At 60.6% G+C, this 20065-nt stretch carries 17 protein-coding genes and 1 other RNA gene; 13 read left to right on the forward strand and 5 right to left on the reverse strand.

Annotated features, from left to right (window positions below):
- Window positions 1–87: 87 nt before the first annotated feature.
- Window positions 88–1104, forward strand: a complete 1017-nt coding sequence (locus tag SOP97_RS10710) for a DUF4917 family protein (RefSeq protein ID WP_322949200.1) — start codon at window positions 88–90, stop codon at window positions 1102–1104.
- A gap of 5 nt (window positions 1105–1109) precedes the next feature.
- Here SOP97_RS10710 and SOP97_RS10715 read toward each other — a convergent pair whose 3' ends face one another.
- The 3 genes from SOP97_RS10715 to SOP97_RS10725 form a co-directional block, all read right to left on the reverse strand.
- Window positions 1110–1412, reverse strand: coding sequence for a ribbon-helix-helix domain-containing protein (locus tag SOP97_RS10715; protein WP_274086262.1), 303 nt, complete (start codon window positions 1410–1412; stop codon window positions 1110–1112).
- A gap of 56 nt (window positions 1413–1468) precedes the next feature.
- On the reverse strand, window positions 1469–2050 hold the full coding sequence (locus tag SOP97_RS10720; RefSeq protein WP_274086263.1) for a DJ-1/PfpI family protein: 582 nt from the start codon (window positions 2048–2050) through the stop codon (window positions 1469–1471).
- A 151-nt stretch (window positions 2051–2201) separates the two neighbouring features.
- Complete coding sequence (locus tag SOP97_RS10725) at window positions 2202–2615, reverse strand: hypothetical protein (RefSeq protein WP_274086264.1); 414 nt, start codon at window positions 2613–2615, stop codon at window positions 2202–2204.
- 209 nt (window positions 2616–2824) lie between these two features.
- Here SOP97_RS10725 and SOP97_RS10730 point away from each other — a divergent pair, with 209 nt between their 5' ends.
- The 7 genes from SOP97_RS10730 to SOP97_RS10760 all read left to right on the forward strand — a co-directional run bounded on the left by SOP97_RS10730 (window position 2825) and on the right by SOP97_RS10760 (window position 9357).
- The gene (locus tag SOP97_RS10730) at window positions 2825–3514 is read left to right on the forward strand and encodes a thermostable hemolysin (protein ID WP_274086265.1); all 690 of its coding nucleotides are present in this window, start codon (window positions 2825–2827) and stop codon (window positions 3512–3514) included.
- Window positions 3498–4982, forward strand: coding sequence for an AMP-binding protein (locus tag SOP97_RS10735; RefSeq protein ID WP_322949201.1), 1485 nt, complete (start codon window positions 3498–3500; stop codon window positions 4980–4982). Before SOP97_RS10730 ends, SOP97_RS10735 begins: the two co-directional genes overlap by 17 nt.
- The gene (locus SOP97_RS10740) at window positions 4982–5635 is read left to right on the forward strand and encodes a TenA family transcriptional regulator (RefSeq protein WP_274086267.1); all 654 of its coding nucleotides are present in this window, start codon (window positions 4982–4984) and stop codon (window positions 5633–5635) included. The genes SOP97_RS10735 and SOP97_RS10740 overlap by 1 nt, the downstream gene beginning before the upstream one ends.
- Before the next feature lie 8 nt (window positions 5636–5643).
- Window positions 5644–6435 carry an SDR family oxidoreductase gene (locus tag SOP97_RS10745; protein ID WP_274086268.1) on the forward strand — a complete coding sequence of 264 codons (792 nt, stop codon included), beginning with the start codon at window positions 5644–5646 and terminating at the stop codon, window positions 6433–6435.
- Window positions 6436–6444: 9 nt separating this feature from the next.
- Window positions 6445–7095, forward strand: coding sequence for a TRAP transporter TatT component family protein (locus SOP97_RS10750; protein WP_274086269.1), 651 nt, complete (start codon window positions 6445–6447; stop codon window positions 7093–7095).
- 139 nt (window positions 7096–7234) lie between these two features.
- The gene (locus SOP97_RS10755) at window positions 7235–7894 is read left to right on the forward strand and encodes a response regulator (RefSeq protein WP_274086270.1); all 660 of its coding nucleotides are present in this window, start codon (window positions 7235–7237) and stop codon (window positions 7892–7894) included.
- Window positions 7894–9357 (forward strand): ATP-binding protein, encoded by a 1464-nt coding sequence (locus SOP97_RS10760; protein ID WP_322949202.1) that lies wholly within the window; start codon window positions 7894–7896, stop codon window positions 9355–9357. Before SOP97_RS10755 ends, SOP97_RS10760 begins: the two co-directional genes overlap by 1 nt.
- On the opposite strand, the gene SOP97_RS10765 is transcribed toward SOP97_RS10760, so the two are convergent.
- The gene (locus tag SOP97_RS10765) at window positions 9354–10130 is read right to left on the reverse strand and encodes an FCD domain-containing protein (protein WP_274086272.1); all 777 of its coding nucleotides are present in this window, start codon (window positions 10128–10130) and stop codon (window positions 9354–9356) included. The two genes, SOP97_RS10760 and SOP97_RS10765, sit on opposite strands and share 4 nt — an antisense overlap.
- Window positions 10131–10437: 307 nt before the next feature.
- Between SOP97_RS10765 and SOP97_RS10770 the strand changes: the two genes are divergently transcribed.
- From SOP97_RS10770 to SOP97_RS10785, 4 genes are all read left to right on the forward strand, one after another.
- Complete coding sequence (locus SOP97_RS10770; protein WP_322949203.1) at window positions 10438–12132, forward strand: L-lactate permease; 1695 nt, start codon at window positions 10438–10440, stop codon at window positions 12130–12132.
- Between the two features lie 70 nt (window positions 12133–12202).
- The gene (gene lldD / locus SOP97_RS10775; protein WP_274086274.1) at window positions 12203–13348 is read left to right on the forward strand and encodes an FMN-dependent L-lactate dehydrogenase LldD; all 1146 of its coding nucleotides are present in this window, start codon (window positions 12203–12205) and stop codon (window positions 13346–13348) included.
- Between the two features lie 183 nt (window positions 13349–13531).
- Window positions 13532–16339 carry an FAD-binding and (Fe-S)-binding domain-containing protein gene (locus SOP97_RS10780; RefSeq protein ID WP_274086275.1) on the forward strand — a complete coding sequence of 936 codons (2808 nt, stop codon included), beginning with the start codon at window positions 13532–13534 and terminating at the stop codon, window positions 16337–16339.
- An 80-nt stretch (window positions 16340–16419) separates the two neighbouring features.
- Entirely contained in the window at window positions 16420–16665 is a 246-nt protein-coding gene (locus SOP97_RS10785; protein ID WP_274086276.1) for a hypothetical protein, read from the forward strand.
- Between the two features lie 47 nt (window positions 16666–16712).
- On the opposite strand, the gene SOP97_RS10790 is transcribed toward SOP97_RS10785, so the two are convergent.
- Window positions 16713–19259, reverse strand: coding sequence for a sensor histidine kinase (locus tag SOP97_RS10790; protein ID WP_322949204.1), 2547 nt, complete (start codon window positions 19257–19259; stop codon window positions 16713–16715).
- A 146-nt stretch (window positions 19260–19405) separates the two neighbouring features.
- On the opposite strand from SOP97_RS10790, the gene ssrA reads away from it, so the two are divergent.
- Window positions 19406–19796, forward strand: a transfer-messenger RNA (tmRNA) gene (gene ssrA / locus SOP97_RS10795).
- Window positions 19797–20065 lie beyond the last annotated feature (269 nt).

Genomic DNA, 20065 nt, shown 5'->3' on the forward strand with positions numbered 1-20065 from the left:
GCTAAACGACAGCTGCTCAAGCACACACGCCGCTCGTGCTAAAGTCGCGCCCTGCACAACCACGGCCCAAGGCGACAAGTAGCGATTATGCAAATCCCGGCATTTACTGGCGAACTGGAAGACTGGAGTACCCTGAACAGCAGCATCGGTTGCCCCGAGTTGCTGGTTGGTAACGGCGCGAGTCTCGCGGTATGGCGCAAATTCGCCTACTTTTCGCTGTTTGACGAAGCCCAGACCACCCGTAACCGCCCGCTCAGCCCAACCGAGCTGAGCGTGTTCCGCGCGCTTGATACCAGCAACTTCGAGCAGGTGCTCAGTGCCCTGAAGAACAGCATTCGGGTCAACGCCGCGCTGACCATCAACTCGTCGTCGCCGCGCCACCGCTACTTCGCCATCAAGGAAGCGCTGATCCACGCCGTGCGTTCGGTGCACATCCCTTGGAGCCAGATGCAGGCATCCAGCCTGACGCGGATCAACAGCGCCCTCAGCCAATACCAGACGGTGTATTCCGGCAATTACGACCTGCTCAACTACTGGGCAGTGATGCAGAACCAGGACGCGTTTGAAGAAATGTTCCGTGGCCCCGACTCGACCTTTGACCTCGGCAATAACGCCCGCCAGAGCAGCGCCACACGCATGCTCTACCTGCACGGCGGCATGCACCTGGTGAAGAACATCGACGGCAGCACGCGCATTCTCAATTCATCGGAAAGCACCTTGCTGGCCAGTTTCGCCATCAACCAGCTGGGTGATATCCCACTGTTCGTCAACGAAGGCAGCAGCGCCGACAAGCTCAAAGCCATTCGCAGTTCCGACTACCTGTCGTTCTGCTACAGCCAGCTATCGCAGCCCAAAGAAACGCTGTGCATCTTCGGCCATAACCTCGCAGCGCAGGATCAGCACCTGGTTCAGGCCCTGCTGCAAGCAGGGCTGAAAACCCTGGCTATATCGATCTACCCGCACAACCCACTGTTTATCCAGCAACAGAAACAGCACTACGCCAACCTGTTCGCGGGGCAAGACGTGGCGTTGCGTTTCTTCGATGCGCAGAGCCACCCACTGGGCCATCCAGAGCTGCGCGTGGCAATCACACCGGCGCAATAAATCCGCTACTGACTGATCGAGCGCACCACACTCAGCTCGGCCGGCGCACGCCGCTGGCTGAGGTAACGGGTGCAGCTAACGCGCAGGAACGAGGCGAAATTCACCACTTCGCCGCGGTAGTCCATAACTTCGTCATACAGCTTGGCAATCAGTTGATTGGTGGTCATGCCATCGACTTCGGCGATCTCACGCAGAATGTCCCAGAACTGGTTCTCCAGGCGCAGGGTGGTCACCACGCCTCGTATGCGCAATGAACGGGCGCGGGACTCATAGAGAATTGGGTCGGCTTTAACGTAAAGCTCGCACATGGCAGCTCCCCTCATTGGATGCTGGGGCCATCCAGGCCCCAGGTGCGGCATTGAGTTTATAGCGTGATCTGGGTGCCCAGCACGTTCAGGAACGCGGCTAACCAGTTCGGGTGCGCAGGCCAGGCTGGCGCGGTGACCAGATTGCCCTGTACATGGGCCTGATCCACTGCAATGTCGATGTACTGCCCACCGGCCATTGTCACGTCCGGGCCACAGGCTGGATAAGCACTGCATTCGCGGCCTTTCAACACACCGGCCGCTGCCAGTAACTGCGCACCGTGGCAAACCGCTGCAATCGGCTTACCGGCCTTATCGAAGGCTTGCACCAGCGCGATAACCTGAGGATTCAAACGCAGGTACTCCGGCGCACGGCCGCCCGGAATGACCAAGGCATCGTAGTCTTCAGCTTTAACTTGGGCGAAGTCGAAATTCAGGGCGAAGTTATGCCCCGGCTTTTCGCTGTAGGTCTGCTCGCCTTCAAAATCGTGGATGGCGGTGCGTACGCTCTGCCCGGCGGTCTTGTCTGGGCACACGGCATGCACCTGATGACCGACCATCAGCAGCGCCTGAAACGGCACCATCACTTCGTAGTCTTCAACGTAGTCGCCGACCAGCATGAGAATCTTTTTCGCGGCCATGTGCTTGCTTCCTTATATCGGTTGAGAAGCACAGAGTGTTGTCCCGATCTGCCCGGCGTGGGTAATAACCCGGTACTACAGGGCACATCTTGGACCGACGGCGGCTAAAAAACGCTGAGCCACCTAAAGCAGCTCAGCGTCTGGGCGGGTGTTACTCCAGCACTTCCTCATCACGCAGCAGCACATAGGTGCAGCCGCTGTCGTCTTCCAAGTAGTCGTGCACGTAAAACATTACCACTTCGCCAAGGCCGGGCTGAGCGGCCACGTAGTCACCGATATCCACAGTAAAATGGCTCTTGGAACCGGGCTTGGCTTCGCACTCGATGCGCGCATTGACGAACAGCTCAGGCGCGCTGTCGCCGAAATACTCTTCACGCTCTGCCGCATCCCAATCAGCGGGCGCCTCAAACGGGCCGCAGAACAGCACCTTGGCATCACCCAAATCCACTTCCTCGGCTTCCGGGTCCTGATCATCCGCGCGGTATACCGTGCAGTCCTGCGCTTCAGGGTTTTCCAGGATGGCCAGACGGGCCGCCAGTTGTTGCTCAGTATCCATAGGGGGCATAACTATCTCCGAGCGTTTGGCGTTAAATGTCAGGGCAAATCGAGCCGGTGGTCACGCCACAGGCAGCCTTCGCAGGCTATGGGCTGGAGTGGCTGCAGTGCAAGCAATGAAATGCCCTTAGCCGCCTGCGCAGAATATTTATCGCCTTAATTTAGCGTTAAGACTGCGGGCAGAGACTCACACCCAGGTTCTCAGATGAGGTTCCGTTTATGGAGCTGCCTTGGGTGTATCAAGATACTGCACTTGCACAGATCGGCCGTGAGCAACCGCTCAGTCTCTACCTGGCCAACAGCCAAAGCCCGCGCCGGGCGGGCATTGAAGCCTTTATCGGCGAGCGTTTCGCGGCTCAGCATCAGGCGCGCATCCGTCATTTCATGCCCTGCCTGCTGAGCCTGGAAGACAGCAGCGGACAACTGCTCGGCGCCGTGGGTTTGCGCAGTGCCGGCGCTGGCCCGTTGTTCCTTGAGCGTTATCTGCAGCAACCGGCAGAGCAGGTGATTGCCACCAAGAAAGTGGCCAATGCACCGCAGCGCACGCAACTGGTGGAAGTTGGCAACCTGGCTGCGGGCAGCCCCGGCGCCGCCCGCCTGCTGATTGTGGCGCTGACCGACCTGCTGGTGGCGCTGGGTTACCGCTGGGTGACCTTCACCGGCACCCTAGCCCTGCTCAACAGTTTCCAACGCTTGGGCCTGACCCCCGTAGCGCTGGGCCCGGCCAACCCTGACTGTCTGGGCGACGAACAGGCCGACTGGGGCACCTATTACGACAACCAGCCGCAAGTGATGGCCGGTGACATCTATGCCGGGCACCAGCGCCTGTTGCAGCTGGGCGCCTACCCACGCCTGGCCCACCAAGCCTTTTATGCCCTGGAGGACATGCCCGATGTGGCCTGCCGCTAAACCACTTTTCGAGCACATGGCCGCCCTCGGTGACGCCATCGCCTTGCGTGAAGGCAGCCGAAGCCTGAGTTATGCCCAGCTATTGGCCGAGATCGAAGTCCGCAGCCAACACCTGCAACAGCTCGGCGCCCGACGCATTGCCCTGGCGCTGGATAACGGCATTGACTGGGTACTCTGGGACTTGGCCACCCTGCATGCCGGGCTGGTCTGCGTGCCCGTACCGGGCTTCTTCTCCACCAATCAGCAGGTGCATGTACTCGACAGTGCCAGCATCGACTGCCTGATCGGCCCGGACAATACGCTATACAGCGCGCTGGGTTTCAGTGCGAGTGCAACAGCGAGCGCAGTCGGTGTGCTGCAACGGCCGCGCGCGGTGGTCAGCGAATTACCCGTCGGCACCTGCAAGATCACTTACACCTCTGGCACCACCGGTCAGCCCAAAGGTGTGTGCCTGGATGTGGCGACACAACTGGCCGTGGCCCAGAGCCTGGTGAAGGCCAGCGCCAGTTGTCAGGTTGAACGCCACCTCTGCGTACTGCCGCTGGCCACCCTGCTGGAGAATATCGCCGGCATTTACGCCCCCCTGCTGGCCGGCGCGCAAATCGAGTTGATGCCTATGGCGCAAGTCGGCCTGCTGGGCGCCAGCCAATTTGACCTGCCGCGCTTTCTGACGGCCCTGGGTCAGGCGCAACCCAACAGCCTGATCCTGCTACCGCAGCTGCTATTGGCGCTGGTCAGCGCCGCCGAACGCGGTCTGCCCGTACCGGACTCACTGCGTTTTATTGCAGTCGGCGGCGGTCGCGTGTCCAGCCAACTGCTGCAACGTGCCGACGCCCTTGGCTTGCCGATCTTCGAGGGCTATGGCCTCTCGGAGTGTGCGTCGGTGGTCTGCCTGAACACCCCTGAGCAGCGCCGTATCGGCACCGTTGGCCAACCCTTGCCACATGTACAGGTACGCCTCGGCGCCGACCAGGAAGTGCAGGTCAAAGGCCCGCGTCTGCTGGGTTATCTGGGTGAACCGGTAACCGCTGAAGAATGGCTGGGCACCGGTGACCTCGGCCATTTCGAGGGGCCTTTTCTGGTGCTGCACGGGCGTAAGAAACACCAGTTCATCACCGCCTTTGGCCGCAACGTCAACCCAGAGTGGGTCGAGGCCGAGTTGGTGCAACAACTGCCCATTGCCCAAGCCTGGCTGCACGGCGAAGCCCTACCCGGCAACGTCGCCGTACTGGTGCCGCGCTTCGAGACGACCAGCGACAGCCAACTGGCCGAAGCCGTGGCTACCGCCAACCAATCACTGCCTGACTACGCCCGCGTGCACCACTGGCTGCGCGCCGAGCACCCTTTCAGCAGCAGCAACGAGCTGGCGACCAGTAATGGCCGGCTGCGCCGTAATGCCCTGTTTTCCCACTACCAGAGCGCCATCGAAGAGTTGATGGCCGACCAAACCTGCTATGGAGATGCTTGATGAGCTTCTATGAGTCCCTACTCGAACAAACCAGTGCTGAACGCAACTACCTGCTCAGCGCTCCGATCATTGCCCAGGCCATGGCCGGCACCGTCAGCCTGAACAGCTACATCGCCTTTCTCACCGAGGCCTATCACCACGTCAAACACACCGTGCCCTTACTGATGGCCTGCGGCTCGCGCCTGCCGGAGCGCCTGGAGTGGCTGCGCGAGGCCATTGCCGAGTACATCGACGAAGAAAAAGGCCACCAGGAATGGGTTCTGAATGACATCGCCGCCTGTGGTGCAGACAAAGAAGCCGTGCGCAACGGCCTGCCGCATATGTCAACCGAACTGATGGTCAGCTACGTCTACGACCGCATCGCCCGGCATAACCCGGTGAGCTTCTTCGGCATGGTCAATGTGCTAGAAGGCACCAGCATCGCCCTGGCCACACAAGTGGCCGGCGTGATTCAGGACAAACTGCAACTGCCGAACAAGGCCTTCAGCTACCTGAGTTCCCACGGCAGCCTCGACCTGGATCACATCGAATTCTTCAAAACGCTGATGAACCAGTTGGACAACGATGATGACAAGGCGGCGGCGGTGCACACCGCCAAAGTGGTCTATCGCCTGTATGGCGACATGTTCCGCAGCCTGCCACTGAGCGCATAGGAGGTTTGATGAAACTTTCCGAATGCCGCGCCGTGATTACCGGTGCCAGCGGCGGGATCGGCCAGGCGTTGGTCGCAGCCTTGCTGGAAGAAGGCGCGCAACTGCTACTAGTCTGCCGCCAAACCGACGCCTTACAAATGCTGGCAAATGCGCACACAAGCAAGGTCCAAGTGGTGCAGGCCGACATCCGTGAACGCAGCGGCCGTGAAGCCGTAGTCGCTGCCGCGCAGCGCTTCGGCGGCATCAACACGCTGATCAACGCTGCCGGGGTCAATCACTTCGGCTTGCTCGAGCAGCATGATGAAACGGCCATCGCTGATCTGATCGGCCTCAATGTCACCGCTACGCTGCAACTGACCCACCGCCTGCTGCCCATGCTGCGCCAGCAAGGCCGCGCGCTGGTGGTCAATCTCGGTTCGACATTTGGCTCCATCGGTTACCCCGGCTTTAGCGCGTATTGCGCCAGCAAGTTCGCCCTGCGCGGCTTCTCCGAAGCCCTGCGCCGTGAACTGGCGGACACTCAGGTGAAGGTTCTCTACTTCGCCCCACGTGCGACGCAAACCAGCATGAACGCCGCTAACGTGGTGGCCATGAATGACGAGTTGAACGTGGCCATGGACGACCCGCACAGCGTAGCCCTGCAACTGCTGGCCGCCATCCGCCGCGAGGAAGAGGAACGCTACCTCGGCTGGCCGGAAAAACTCTTCGTACGCCTCAACAGCTTGCTGCCGCGAGTGGTCGACCAGGCCCTGCGCAAGCAACTACCGATTATTCAGCGTTTTGCCCGCAGCAAACCCTAAGGAGCCTGTATGAACCCTATCCGTAACGCCGCCTGCGCCCTGCTCTGCTTCGCCAGCCTGCCCGCCTTCGCGTTAAGCGAACAAGGTCAGACGCAACTGCAAAGCCTGCAAGACCGCTGGGCCGAGATCAATTATCAGGTGCCTAAAGAGCAGCGCGAAAAAGCCTTTGCCAGCCTCAGCGAGCAGGCGCAAAAAGCCGTCGCCGCCGAGCCAGACGCCGCTGAATTACATATATGGAACGGCATCATCCTCAGCACCTACGCGGGTGCCAAGGGCGGCCTGGGCGCACTCGGCTTGGTCAAGGAAGCCAAAGCCAGCCTGGAACAAGGCCTGGCCCTGGACCCCAAAGCGCTTTCCGGCTCGGCCTACACCAGCCTCGGCAGCCTGTATTACCAAGTGCCCGGCTGGCCAATCGGCTTTGGCGATGATGAAAAAGCCGAAGCCATGCTCAAGCAGGCCCTGGCCATCAACCCGGACGGCATCGACCCCAACTACTTCTATGCCGATTACCTGGCCCGCGCCAAGCGCTATGCCGAAGCCAAAGCAGCATTGGAAAAAGCCCTGCAAGCGCCTGCACGCCCTAATCGCCTGTCCGCCGATGCCGGCCGCAAACAGGATATTCAGGCGCTACTGAGCAAGGTCAACGCCGAGCTCAAGTAACACGTCGCTAAACTCCACCTGATCGGCCCCTTGTGGAGCAGATCAGGTGCTAAGAACAGCCTCGACTTCCTCGCCTAGGCTTTTCAAGGGTCTGTTAGTCTCAGCACGCACATTTGAATAAAAAACAGGAAGTGGCTGCATGCGTATTCTGCTGGTCGAAGATGACAAAGCCCTTGGCGAAGGGATTCGCACCGCGCTCAAGCCCGAAGGCTACACCGTCGACTGGGTACAGGATGGCAGCAGTGCACTGCATGCGCTGACCAGCGAGAGTTTTGAGTTGGCCATCCTCGACCTCGGCCTGCCACGCATGGACGGCCTGCAAGTGCTCAAACACCTGCGCGCGGCGGCCAACCCGGTGCCGGTGCTGGTACTGACCGCCCGCGATTCCACCAGCGACCGTATCGCCGGGCTGGATGCCGGGGCCGATGATTACCTGGTCAAGCCCTTCGATGTCGCCGAACTCAAGGCCCGTCTGCGCGCCTTGCTGCGGCGCAGCTTCAACCGCCCGCAACCGGCACTGGAATATCGTGGCATCAGCCTCGATCCGGTCAGCCAGGCCGTCAGCTATCAGGGCCAGGCGGTCAACCTGCCGCGTAAGGAATTCCTCCTGCTGCATGAACTGCTCGCCCAGCCGGGCCGGGTGATGACCCGCGACAAGCTGCAGCAAGCGCTCTATGGCTGGGATGAAGAGCTGGAGAGCAATGCCCTGGAAGTGCATGTGCATCACCTGCGCAAGAAATTCTTTCCCGAGCTGATCCGCACCGTGCGCGGGGTTGGCTATTTAGTGGATAAAGCCTGATGCGTTCAATCCGTGCGCGCACGCTGCTGTTGGTACTCGGCGTACTCAGCCTGTCGATGACCCTGATTTCCTATAAAAGCTACCGTGATGCCCAGCATGAAATCGAGGAGCTGTTCGACGCGCAGCTTGCGCAAACCGCGCGCCTGCTGGCCGGTTTGGTTGGCCAGAATATGTCGCAAAGTGATCGTGAAAGCCTGCAGAGCGCCCTAAATCAAGCCCTACAGAGCCGCCAGAACAGCGCCACTGGAGAAATACGCGCCGGCCATGACTACGAAGGCAAGCTGGCGTTTCAAGTCCTCGACGAACAGGGCGTTATGCTTCTGCAGTCGGCGAGCGCGCCCACCGGGGTACTGGCCAAGATGGTCGAAGACTTCCACGAAAACGATGCCAATGCGCACCAACATCTCGATACGGAACCGCTGTCGAGCCTGGCGGAACAGCTGGTCGGTTATCACACCGTGCCCTTGGATGGGTATCACTGGCGCTTGTTTATGCTGCGCGACAGCCAAGACAACCACATGATTCTGGTGGCCGAGCGCGAGGATGTACGCGGCGAACTGGCGACGAAAATTGCCCTGCGCAGCCTGCTGCCCGATCTGGTCGGCCTGCCGCTGCTGGCCTTACTGGTGTGGCTGGCGATTGGCTGGGGCTTGCGGCCATTGCAGCGCATGGCCGAACTGATTAAATCGCGCGCCCCCGATAACCTCGCACCGCTAATTCTGGAGCCCTTGCCCATCGAGCTGGAGCCGATGGGCGCCGCGCTCAACCGCTTGCTGATGCAGGTCAACCAGCTGCTGGATCAAGAAAAACGCTTTATTGCCGATGCCGCCCATGAACTGCGCACCCCGTTGGCGGTGCTGCGCATTCATGCACAAAACGCCATGGATGCCCCCGACCCACAAGACCGCAACGACGCCCTGCACCAGCTAGGGGCCGGCGTTGAACGCGCCACACGCGTGGTGGCGCAACTACTGACCCTGGCGCGTCTGGACCCCAACGTGGTGCAACTGGCCATGCGTGAGCTGGACCTGCTCGGCTATGTGCGCAACGAACTGGCCGAGCTGATTCCGCTGGCCCTGGAGCGACACCAGGAGCTCAACCTCGACGCCATTGAGCCTGCCGATTATGTCCTGCTCGCCGATGGCCCGAGCCTGGGTACGCTGCTGCAGAACCTGGTCAGCAATGCCGTGCAATACACCCCTGACGGCGGGCATATCCAGGTGCAATTAGACGCGCAGGCAGACGCCATAATCCTGCGCGTGCAGGACAGCGGCCCTGGAGTTGCAGAGGCGCAGCGGGAAAAACTCTTCGAACGCTTCTACCGGCTCGGCGCCGGCCAGGGTGCGGGCCTCGGGTTGTCTATCGTACGCCGCGTGGTAGAGCTGCACCGCGGCAGTATCAGCCTGGGCGAATCACCCTTGGGCGGCCTAGAGGTTGCCGTACGGCTGCCGAGAAACCGCTAACGTTTTACCCCTGTACCGCGGCGCAGGGCGCGCGCTTCGCGACGCACCTGTTGCTGCACGTCAGACAGCACTTCCTGCACATAGTCGATATGCCGGTTAGACAGTGCACGCGCGTCTTCGGCGCGCCCGTCGATAATCGCCTGATACAACGCGCGGTGCTGCTCGATCAGCATGTCTCGGGTTTCATCACGCTGGGCGTACATGCCGCCGATGTTGGTCACCACGTTACGCTTGAGCAGGTCGAACAGCCCACGAATGGTGTGCAGCAGCACGGCGTTATGGCTGGCTTCGGCAATCGCTAAATGGAAGCTGGCATCGGCGATACCCTCTTCGGCGCGAGTCACCTTGCCGCTGCGTTTGTAGCAATCCTGCAGCGCCGCGAAGGCCTCACTGAGGCGTTGGCGATCCAGTTCAGTGGCACGCTGGGCGGCATAAAAGGCGCAGGAACCTTCCAGGGTGTGGCGAAACTCAAGCAGGTCGCGCTGCGCTTCGGGGTTGCTCTCCAGCAGGTGGAGCAGCGGGTCACTGAACGTCGAGCCCAGGGTTTGTGCAACAAAATTGCCGCCGCCATGTCGACTGATCAACAAACCCTTGGCCGCGAGCTTTTGAATCGCCTCACGCAGCGACGGCCTCGACACGCCGAACTGCTCAGCCAGCACCCGTTCCGCCGGCAGGCGCTCGCCCGCCTTGAGCGTGCCTTCGAGGATCATCGTTTCCAGTTGGCTGACGATATCGTCCGACAAACGGCGCTGCCTCACCGACCCTACGTCCATATTCCGCACTCCACTGGTTTGACCACTCGCCATGGGCTTTTGGCCCGCCGCAAGCAAGCCTATAACTGGCTCACCGGGCTCGCAAGACAGCCGCTTATGACTAAAGTCGTAAGCGGGCTGATTGACAGGTCTGAGCCTGCACTTTTACCCTGACCGCGCTTGCTTGTAAATTGGTCTTACCAATATGGCCAAAACAATTCAAAGAACCCATCGAGGTCCTCCTATGTTGGCTACACGCTTATCACTTGCCGTCACGCTGCATCCGCACTCACTTTTGCGCAGCGCGCAGCGCTAAGGAGGGATCATCATGTCGACGGGTCTTCTTGCTCTACTTGCCTTCTCCCCTATTCTGCTGGCCGCCATTTTGCTGATTGGCTTACGCTGGCCAGCCAAGCACGCCATGCCGCTGGTTTACCTGCTGACGGCTTGCGTCGGCTTATTTGCCTGGGACATGAGCTTCAACCGCGTCCTCGCCTCTACCTTACAGGGCCTGCTGATTACCCTCGGTTTGCTGTGGATCATCTTCGGCGCGATCCTGCTGCTCAACACCCTTAAACACTCCGGCGGCATCACCGCGATTCGTGCGGGCTTCGCCACCATCAGCCCGGACCGACGTATTCAGGCGATCATCATTGCCTGGCTGTTTGGCTGCTTTATTGAGGGCGCGTCCGGCTTCGGTACGCCCGCTGCCATCGCTGCACCGCTGTTGGTGGCCATCGGCTTCCCGGCCATGGCTGCGGTGCTGATGGGCATGCTGGTGCAAAGCACACCGGTGTCGTTCGGTGCGGTGGGCACGCCGATCATCGTCGGGGTCAATACGGGCCTGGACTCAGCCACCATCGGCGCACAACTGCTTGAACAGGGTTCGTCCTGGGCGCAGTTCATGCAGCTGATCACCAGTGAAGTGGCGATTGTCCACGCCATTGTCGGCACCGTAATGCCGCTGGTGATGGTGCTGATGCTGACGCGCTTCTTCGGCACCGAGAAAAGCTGGAAGGCCGGTTTTGCGGTCTTGCCGTTCGCCCTCTTTGCCGGCCTCTCGTTCACCATTCCTTATGCACTGACTGGCATATTCCTCGGCCCGGAATTCCCGTCTCTCGCGGGCGGCTTGATTGGCCTGGCGATTGTCACCAGCGCCGCGCGCATGGGGTTTCTACTGCCAAAAACCACCTGGGATTTTGCCCCAGCGGACAAATGGCCGGCTGAATGGCTGGGCACCGTAAAAATGAAACTTGACCAGCTGACGGCCAAGCCGATGAGTGCCCTGCGCGCCTGGCTGCCCTACGTGCTAGTTGGCGTACTGCTGGTAATCAGCCGAATCTTCCCCGAGGTCAGCGCCGCTCTGAAAGGCGTGATGCTGAACTTCCCCGACCTGCTGGGTGAAACTGGTGTCAGCGCCAACTTCCAGCCGCTGTACCTGCCGGGCGGCATTCTGGTGGCCGTGGTGCTCGCCACGTTCTTCCTGCATGGCATGAAGCTGCGCGCCCTCGGCTCGGCGGTCAAAGAATCGTCTGGGGTACTGCTCAGCGCCGGCTTTGTGTTGCTGTTTACCGTGCCGATGGTGCGCATCCTGATTAACTCTGGGGTTAATGCGGCTGAGCTGTCGAGCATGCCGATCCTGATGGCGCGCTGGGTCGCCGACAGCGTAGGCGGCGTCTACCCATTGCTGGCACCGAGTGTCGGCGCGCTGGGTGCGTTTATTGCCGGCTCCAACACTGTTAGCAACATGATGTTCAGCCAGTTCCAGTTCGGCGTGGCCAGCAGCCTGGGCATCTCCAGCGCGCTAATTGTTGCGGCACAGGCCATCGGTGCCGCCGCCGGCAACATGGTCGCCATCCACAACGTGGTCGCCGCCTCGGCAACTGTCGGCCTACTGGGCCGTGAAGGCAGCATCCTGCGCAAGACGATCTGGCCTACCCTGTATTACGTACTGTTTACCGGCCTGATTGCTCTGTTCGCGGTGTATGTACTGGGCATCAGCGACCCGCTGATAGCTGGCTGATAACCGCCTAGGGCGCGCGATACGGCGCGCCCTAGGCGTTGTAAAAACCCTTTCCCACCTGGGTGAATCCATGATCATTTCTGCCTCCACCGACTACCGCGCCGCCGCCCAACGCCGGCTGCCGCCGTTTCTGTTTCACTACCTTGATGGCGGCGCGTATGCCGAGCACACGCTCAAGCGCAACGTGTCCGACCTGGCGGACATTGCCCTGCGTCAGCGCGTACTGCGCAACATGTCGGAACTGAGCCTGGAAACCCGCCTGTTCAACGAAACCCTGAGCATGCCCGTGGCCCTGGCCCCGGTTGGCCTGACCGGCATGTACGCCCGTCGCGGTGAAGTTCAGGCCGCCAAGGCCGCAGCGGCCAAGGGTATTCCCTTTACCCTGTCCACCGTTTCGGTGTGCCCAATTGAAGAAGTCGCACCGGCCATTAGCCGGCCGATGTGGTTCCAGCTGTATGTGCTGAAAGACCGCGGCTTTATGAAAAACGCCCTGGAACGCGCCAAGGCTGCCGGCGTGACCACCCTGGTGTTCACTGTGGACATGCCCGTGCCCGGCGCGCGCTACCGCGATGCCCATTCCGGCATGAGCGGCCCGAATGCACCGCTACGGCGCATGCTGCAAGCCGTGACCCATCCGCAATGGGCCTGGGATGTTGGCCTGATGGGCAAGCCGCATGATCTGGGCAATATCTCCACCTACCGCGGCAACCCCACTGGTTTGGCGGACTACATCGGCTGGCTGGGTAACAACTTCGACCCGTCGATCTCTTGGAAAGACCTGGAGTGGATTCGTGAGTTCTGGGACGGCCCAATGGTCATCAAAGGCATTCTCGACCCGCAGGATGCCAAGGACGCTGTGAGCTTCGGGGCAGACGGCATTGTCGTTTCCAACCACGGTGGTCGTCAGCTGGATGGCGTGTTGTCGAGCGCCCGCGCGATGCCGGCGATTGCCGATGCCGTCAAAGGCGACTTGGCGATTCTCGCCGACTCCGGCATCCGCACCGGCCTAGATGTAGTGCGCATGATTGCCCTGGGCGCCGACACGGTGCTGCTCGGTCGCGCCTTTATTTACGCCCTGGCTGTTGCCGGCCAGGCAGGCGTAAGCAACCTGCTGGACTTGATTGAAAAAGAAATGCGCGTGGCCATGGTGTTGACCGGGGCCAAATCGATCAGCGAGATCAGCGCCGACTCCCTGGTGCGCGAACTGGGCCACTAACCAGGTGCGCGAGCGTACTTAAACGCTCGCAGCGGCTTGTGTGCCCGGTCACCCACCGACGGTGGACTACCTGCCGCGCGGTGGGTGACGGCGCCCCCGCATCGTCATCAGCCCCGATGTGCTACGCCCAACCGACCCGGCACATACGTAGCGCCTCACCAACCGACCATTTCCGGAGTGCCCATGAGCCTGCCCGCGACTTTCCTGACCGAGGTTCAACAGCTGATTCCCGCCGAACGGCGCTTCGATGATCCGCTGTCGACCCTGGCCTTCGGCACCGATGCCAGCTTCTACCGGCTGATCCCCAAGCTGGTGGTGCGCGTCGAGGCGGAGCGGGAGGTGGTCGAGCTGCTCAAGCTGGCCGGCATGCACAAAGTGCCCGTGACCTTCCGCGCCGCCGGCACTAGCTTGTCCGGCCAAGCGATCAGTGACTCACTGCTGATCGTTTTGGGGGATAACTGGAACGGTCGGGAGATCCGTGGCGAAGGCACGCAGATTCGCCTGCAACCCGGCGTTATCGGTGCCCAGGCGAATGCCGTTCTCGCGCCTTTCCAGCGTAAAATCGGCCCCGATCCAGCGTCGATCAACGCCTGCAAAATCGGCGGCATCGTCGCCAACAACGCCAGTGGCATGTGCTGCGGCACCGCGCAGAATACTTACCACACCCTGGCGGGCATCCGCCTGGTACTGGCCGATGGCACGGTGCTGGACAGCGAAGACCCACTCAGCGTCGCGCGCTTTTTCGCCAGCCACGCCGACCTGCTCGCGCAACTGGCCGAACTGGGCAAACAGACCCGCGCCAACAGCGCCCTGGCCGCGAAAATTCGCCACAAGTACCGGCTGAAAAATACCACCGGGCTGTCGCTCAACGCCCTGGTCGATTTCGATCAGCCACTGGATATCCTCAGCCACTTGATGGTCGGTTCCGAAGGCACCCTGGGCTTTATCAGTGCGGTGACCTACAACACCGTGCCCGATCATCCGCACAAGGCCAGTGCCCTGTTGGTGTTCCCCGATGTAGAAAGCTGCTGCCGCGCGGTGACCGTGCTCAAGCAACAGCCGGTATCTGCCGTGGAGCTGCTCGACCGCCGCAGCCTGCGCTCAGTGCAGGACAAACCCGGCATGCCGGAATGGGTCAAGGGCCTGTCCAACAGCGCCTGCGCCCTGTTGATCGAATCGCGCGCGGCCAGCCAGAGCCTGCTGCACGAACAGCTGCAACTGATCATGGCGTCCATCGCCGACTTCCCCCTGGAAAAGCAGGTGGATTTCAGCGAAGACCCGGCCGTTTACAACCTGCTGTGGAAGATCCGCAAGGACACCTTCCCCGCCGTCGGCGCGGTGCGCCAGACCGGCACCACGGTGATCATCGAAGATGTGACCTTCCCCATCGAACAGCTCGCCGAAGGCGTCAATCGCCTGCTCGTGCTGTTCGATAAACACGGCTACGACGAGGCGATCATTTTCGGTCATGCCCTGGAAGGCAACCTGCACTTCGTGTTTACCCAGGGTTTTGACAGCGAGGTGGAGAAGGCCCGCTACGAAGCCTTTATGCAAGATGTCGCGCAGCTGGTGGCTGTGGAGTTCGGCGGTTCGTTGAAAGCCGAACACGGCACCGGGCGTAATATGGCGCCCTTCGTCGAGCTGGAATGGGGCAGTGAGGCCTATCAGCTGATGTGGCAAATCAAGCGCCTGCTCGACCCGCAAGGCATCCTTAACCCGGATGTGGTGCTGTCGGATGACCCTCAGATTCACCTGAAACACCTCAAACCACTGCCGGCCGCCGATGAAATCGTCGATAAGTGCATCGAATGCGGCTTCTGCGAGCCGGTCTGCCCCTCCAAGGGGCTGACCCTGAGCCCGCGCCAGCGCATCGTGATCTGGCGCGACATCCAGGCGAAACAGCGCGCTGGGGTCGATACCCGCGAACTGGAAGCGGCCTATCAGTACCAGGGCATCGACACCTGTGCGGCCACCGGGCTATGCGCCCAGCGCTGCCCGGTGGGGATCAACACCGGCGATCTGGTGCGCCAGTTGCGCGGCCGTGACGCCAACAAGCAACGCAGCGCCGACTGGCTGGCGAACAACTTCCACCGCACCATGCAGGGCGCACGCGTCATGCTGCATATCGCCAACGGCGCACGCCTGTTGATGGGCGCACCGCTGCTCAGCCGCACCTCGGCCGCTATCAGCAGAGCCAGCCAGGGTCGCGTGCCGCAATGGACCCCAGCCATGCCGCAACCGCTGCAGCGCTTGCAACTGCCGGCGGCCATCGAAGACGCGCGCCCGCGAGTGGTTTACCTGGCCGCATGCGTATCCCGCGCCATGGGCCCGGCAGCCACCGATGCCGAGCAAATGCCACTGCTCGACAAAACCCGCGCGCTGCTGGAAAAAGGTGGTTTCCAGGTGGTGTTCCCGGCGGACCTGGACAGCCTGTGCTGCGGCCAGCCGTTTGCCTCCAAAGGCTACAGCGAGCAGGCCGAGCGCAAAAAACAGGAACTGATCGACGCCCTGCTCAAAGCCAGCCGTGGCGGCCTTGATCCGATTTACTGTGACACCAGCCCGTGCACCCTGCGCCTGCTTGAAGATGGCCTGGACAGCCGACTCAAGCTGCATGACCCAGTGAAGTTTATCCGCGAGCAGTTGCTCGACCGCTTAGACATCACCGCGCAGGAAAAACCGGTGGCCGTGCATGTCACCTGCAGTACTCAGCACTTGGGTGAAGCGCAGGGCTTGATCGATATCGTGCGGCGCTGCACCACAGAGGTCGTCATTCCCGAAGGTATCCACTGCTGCGGCTTTGCCGGCGACAAAGGCTTTACCACCCCGGAGCTGAACGATCACGCCCTGCGCAGCCTGAAATCCGCCGTGCAGTACTGCGAAGAAGGCATCAGCACCAGTCGCACCTGCGAAATCGGCCTGAGCCAGCATGGCGGCATCGATTATCACGGGCTGGTCTATCTGCTCGACCGGGTCAGCAGCGCCAGGGCCTAAACACCAAGCAGACCAACGGCACAGTCAGCCGGCATGGGCTTTCTATACTGAAAGCCCAACCCCGCTGCTGGAGCATCACCATGCGCCGTTTAGTCGCTTTTTTTGCCACCGCATTACTCAGCACCTCACTCTGGGCCATGCACTGCCCAGCAGACATGGCCAAGATTGATGAGCTGCTGAAAACCAACCCGCCCAGCGATGCCACTGTACTTGCACAGGTGCAGCAACTGCGCAGCGAAGGCGAAGCCCTGCACAAAGCCGGTAATCACAGCCAGTCCGTCAAGGTATTGGGTGAAGCCCTGCAATTGCTTGATGCCAGCGAATAGCCCGAGTCATCAAACCAACGGGCTTTACACCTTGCACAGCACGCCAGCTACTTAGGTGGCGTAAACAGCGTTTCAATACTCACGGCATCCTGCTCCGGCGGAACCGCTGCGCCCGGCAGGTCAATCCAGAAACGGCTGCCTATGCCCGCACTGCTGCTAAAGCCCATCTCGCCGGCCATTAACGTGGCCAGCTCGAGGCACAACACCAAACCGATTCCGGCGCCAGGAATGTTCGAGTTCTCTCGGCCCAAACGCTGAAAAGGCTGAAACAGATTGGCCTGCTGCTCAGCGGTAAGCCCGGCACCGTTATCCTCAACCCAAAGCCGTACGCAGCCCGAGCGTAACTCATAGCCCATGTGAATCAGCCCTTGCGGGGGGGTGTATTTGATCGCATTGGAGAGCAGGTTGAGCATCACCTGACGCAGCCGACGCATATCCGCCTGCACGTACAGGCCCGCATCGATTTCTGCCAGCACCCGTAACTGCAGTTGGCGCTGCTGCACTTGTGGCTGCACCAGCTCGGCGCAGCCATGCAGCAGCGCGCCGACTTCTACCGGCTGCAGTTTGAGTTGCTGCTGGCGGCTCTCGATGCTTGAAAGGTCGAGAATATCGTCGACCAATGAAGCCAGGTGACGGCTGGCATTGACGATCTCACGGGCGTAATCGGCTTCTAGCGTGGCCTCAGGCTTGTCTTGCACCTCTAGTTCGATCAGCTGACCAAAGCCGTAAATCGCATTGAGCGGCGTACGCAGCTCATGGCTCATGCTCGACAAAAACCGACTCTTGGCCTGACTCGCCGCCTGCGCATCGATGCTCGCGCTGCGCAAGTCTTCCTGCACCTGCTTGAGCCGGCTGATATCGACATAGGTACCGGCTAAGCGCAGCGCCCGCCCCTCACTGTCACGTTCCAGCACCTTACCGCGACTGAGCAACCAGACGTAATCGCCGCGAGCATCGGCATAGCGGTACTCTGCTTCGACATCGTCCTCTGCACTGCTGACAAATAGCTGGCGCAAGTGACGAATGCGCTCCAGGTCATCGGGGTGTACACGTTGATTAAACTCGCTGAAGCTCATTTCCCGATGAGCCAGACCAAAGCGTTTAAGGAAACGGTCGCTGAGGCTGATGCTCATGCTTTCCGTTTCAACTTCCCAGAGGCTCTCTGTGGTGCTTTCCAGCACCAACTGGAGAATCCGCTGCGCTTCCACACGCTGCACCTCACTGGCCTGCAATTGCTCACCCGTGTGCTGCACCGCCGCCGCCATGCTCGCCAGCTCGTCGATCTGGCTGCTGGGCGCCGCTGGCTGGTAGTTGCCTCGGCCCAACTCACGCATCATTCCGACAATGCCATCAATCGGCTGCACCAACTGCTCACTCAAACGCCGCGAGCGCAGCCACATCAGGGCAAAAAACAGCAGGTAGAACAGCGCCAAACCTGCAATCAGCAGATAACCAATCTGCAAGTAACGCTCGGCCAGTCGATTGGTCTCGCTAAAGATTTGTTCTTCATCAACCACTAACAGCAGTTGCCAACCGGTCTGGGGGATCTCACTCCAGGCGATCAGTTGCTTACGACCGCCCAGCAGCACTTCCTGCACATTTCCCTGCCCGGCTGCCATGGCCTGCAACAGTGACTGCATCTCCGTACGTTTGGCGAGGTTGAAATCCTCGGGTTTAAGCACCTCACGGCGCACCGCTTCGGCATAGGAATATTCCGTCAACTCACGCAGGCCAAAATCCGTTTCGCCGGCACTCGGCAAGGCCATGATGTTGTGATCACGGCTGACCAACATGGCATAACCTTGCCAGGGCACATCCAGGTCATCGATCTCGCCGAGCATCTGCCCAACCGTGATATCTAGGCCCACCACGCCTTCGAGGAAATCACCGCGATACACCGGTGCTACTGCCGACATCATCCAGCCCATACCCGCGGGGTCGAGGTACACCTCGGTCCACGCCACCTTGCGCTCAGGGTTGTGCGTGGCGTCGGCCAGATAATAGAAGTTGTAATCGGGTATCACCATGTCATGGGGATACTGCTCGGGCGTCATAAAGAACGGATAGATGCGGTTATAGCTGTCCCAGGTATTGAAATAGGCCGAAGCCACTCGCGGGTTGGCCGCCCGAATCGAGCGCATCAACGGGTCGAGCTGCGCCAAGCGCAATGCCTTCGCGTGATCCTGCTGGGCCAGCGGCGTACTGTTGGCATAGAAGGAGGCCGCACGGCCATCATCACTGCGGCTGTAAAACACCCCGCTAGCCGTCAATGCATGGCGCTGGCGCTCCAGCGCATCAGGCTGAAACGCCAGGTTCCCCAAGGCATTGGCGGCGGCATCACGAAAGATCTGCACCTGCGCCTCAACCGAACGCAGACGACCATCGATCACCTGCACCTCGCGCACCACTGCCGCTGACAAATCATCGAGGGCGTTCTGCTGCAAATGCTCGATCTGCGCATCGCGAATCGCCGCATTGCTGAACAGATACACCCCGATCAGCACCGACTCAACCAAAATCAATGGGATCAGCGCACTCTGCACAAAAGCGCGCCAAATCCACTGACGCAAGGGGTAACGTGAAGCGCGCGGCATACGGGAGTCTCATCCAAAAGACAAAGCGGATCTACAGGCGGCAATCATAGCCGGCAAATACGCCGACGTCCGCCCGGCAATTACCGGGTCGACGCTGCGGAACCTTTGGCGTAGACTCTCGTCCTAGTACCAGCAACACAATTTTCGGGACCGATTAGGATTCGACGCCGGTAGTGAAACTCTAGGTGCATGCCGACTTGGTAACAGAAGTCGTAAATCCACTGTTGCAACTTTTATAGTTGCCAATGACGAAAACTACGAGGGCTACGCTCTCGCTGCGTAAGCGGCGCGACTAGTCCTTCTGGTAGCTTCGGCTCCAGCGATCACTAGGGGATGCCTGTAAACCTGAAGTGATTGTCATGCAGAACAGGATCGCCGCGTAGTACGTTGTGGACAAAGCGGCTAAAACTTACACAACTCGTCCAAAGCACCCTGCCCGTCGGGCGGCTGCGGATTAACTCAGTAGACACGGCTAAGCATGTAGTACCGAAAGCGGAACACTGGCGGACGGGGGTTCAAATCCCCCCGGTTCCACCAAACATACATCTAAGGGCGTCCACGGACGTCCTTTTTTGTGGTGCGCCAGGCATGGCGCGTAGCGCCGTGACTGGCGCTGTCGGGTTCACTGTGGTGGTGAGCCTGGCGACTTGGAGGTGAAAGTCCTCTACACACCCGGCAAGGGGAAGTGTTAGCTGAAGGCAAGGGTGTCGCGGGCGACTGCGAATCTGAAGGAAGCCCGAGGCAAAATGCTGGCCTGACGAACAGGAAGCGGATGAGGCGGCGCAGCGGGGTGAGGTGGCCATAAT

This window comes from Pseudomonas spirodelae (genome assembly GCF_034653255.1).
GTDB lineage: Bacteria > Pseudomonadota > Gammaproteobacteria > Pseudomonadales > Pseudomonadaceae > Aquipseudomonas > Aquipseudomonas spirodelae.

Bases quoted from the DNA above. Each gene is read 5' to 3' on its own strand.
- SOP97_RS10710 (WP_322949200.1), top strand. From the start codon at position 88: ATGCAAATCCCGGCATTTACTGGCGAACTGGAAGACTGGAGTACCCTG.
- SOP97_RS10715 (WP_274086262.1), bottom strand. From the start codon at position 1,412: ATGTGCGAGCTTTACGTTAAAGCCGACCCAATTCTCTATGAGTCCCGC.
- SOP97_RS10720 (WP_274086263.1), bottom strand. From the start codon at position 2,050: ATGGCCGCGAAAAAGATTCTCATGCTGGTCGGCGACTACGTTGAAGAC.
- SOP97_RS10725 (WP_274086264.1), bottom strand. From the start codon at position 2,615: ATGCCCCCTATGGATACTGAGCAACAACTGGCGGCCCGTCTGGCCATC.
- SOP97_RS10730 (WP_274086265.1), top strand. From the start codon at position 2,825: ATGGAGCTGCCTTGGGTGTATCAAGATACTGCACTTGCACAGATCGGC.
- SOP97_RS10735 (WP_322949201.1), top strand. From the start codon at position 3,498: ATGTGGCCTGCCGCTAAACCACTTTTCGAGCACATGGCCGCCCTCGGT.
- SOP97_RS10740 (WP_274086267.1), top strand. From the start codon at position 4,982: ATGAGCTTCTATGAGTCCCTACTCGAACAAACCAGTGCTGAACGCAAC.
- SOP97_RS10745 (WP_274086268.1), top strand. From the start codon at position 5,644: ATGAAACTTTCCGAATGCCGCGCCGTGATTACCGGTGCCAGCGGCGGG.
- SOP97_RS10750 (WP_274086269.1), top strand. From the start codon at position 6,445: ATGAACCCTATCCGTAACGCCGCCTGCGCCCTGCTCTGCTTCGCCAGC.
- SOP97_RS10755 (WP_274086270.1), top strand. From the start codon at position 7,235: ATGCGTATTCTGCTGGTCGAAGATGACAAAGCCCTTGGCGAAGGGATT.
- SOP97_RS10760 (WP_322949202.1), top strand. From the start codon at position 7,894: ATGCGTTCAATCCGTGCGCGCACGCTGCTGTTGGTACTCGGCGTACTC.
- SOP97_RS10765 (WP_274086272.1), bottom strand. From the start codon at position 10,130: ATGGACGTAGGGTCGGTGAGGCAGCGCCGTTTGTCGGACGATATCGTC.
- SOP97_RS10770 (WP_322949203.1), top strand. From the start codon at position 10,438: ATGTCGACGGGTCTTCTTGCTCTACTTGCCTTCTCCCCTATTCTGCTG.
- lldD (WP_274086274.1), top strand. From the start codon at position 12,203: ATGATCATTTCTGCCTCCACCGACTACCGCGCCGCCGCCCAACGCCGG.
- SOP97_RS10780 (WP_274086275.1), top strand. From the start codon at position 13,532: ATGAGCCTGCCCGCGACTTTCCTGACCGAGGTTCAACAGCTGATTCCC.
- SOP97_RS10785 (WP_274086276.1), top strand. From the start codon at position 16,420: ATGCGCCGTTTAGTCGCTTTTTTTGCCACCGCATTACTCAGCACCTCA.
- SOP97_RS10790 (WP_322949204.1), bottom strand. From the start codon at position 19,259: ATGCCGCGCGCTTCACGTTACCCCTTGCGTCAGTGGATTTGGCGCGCT.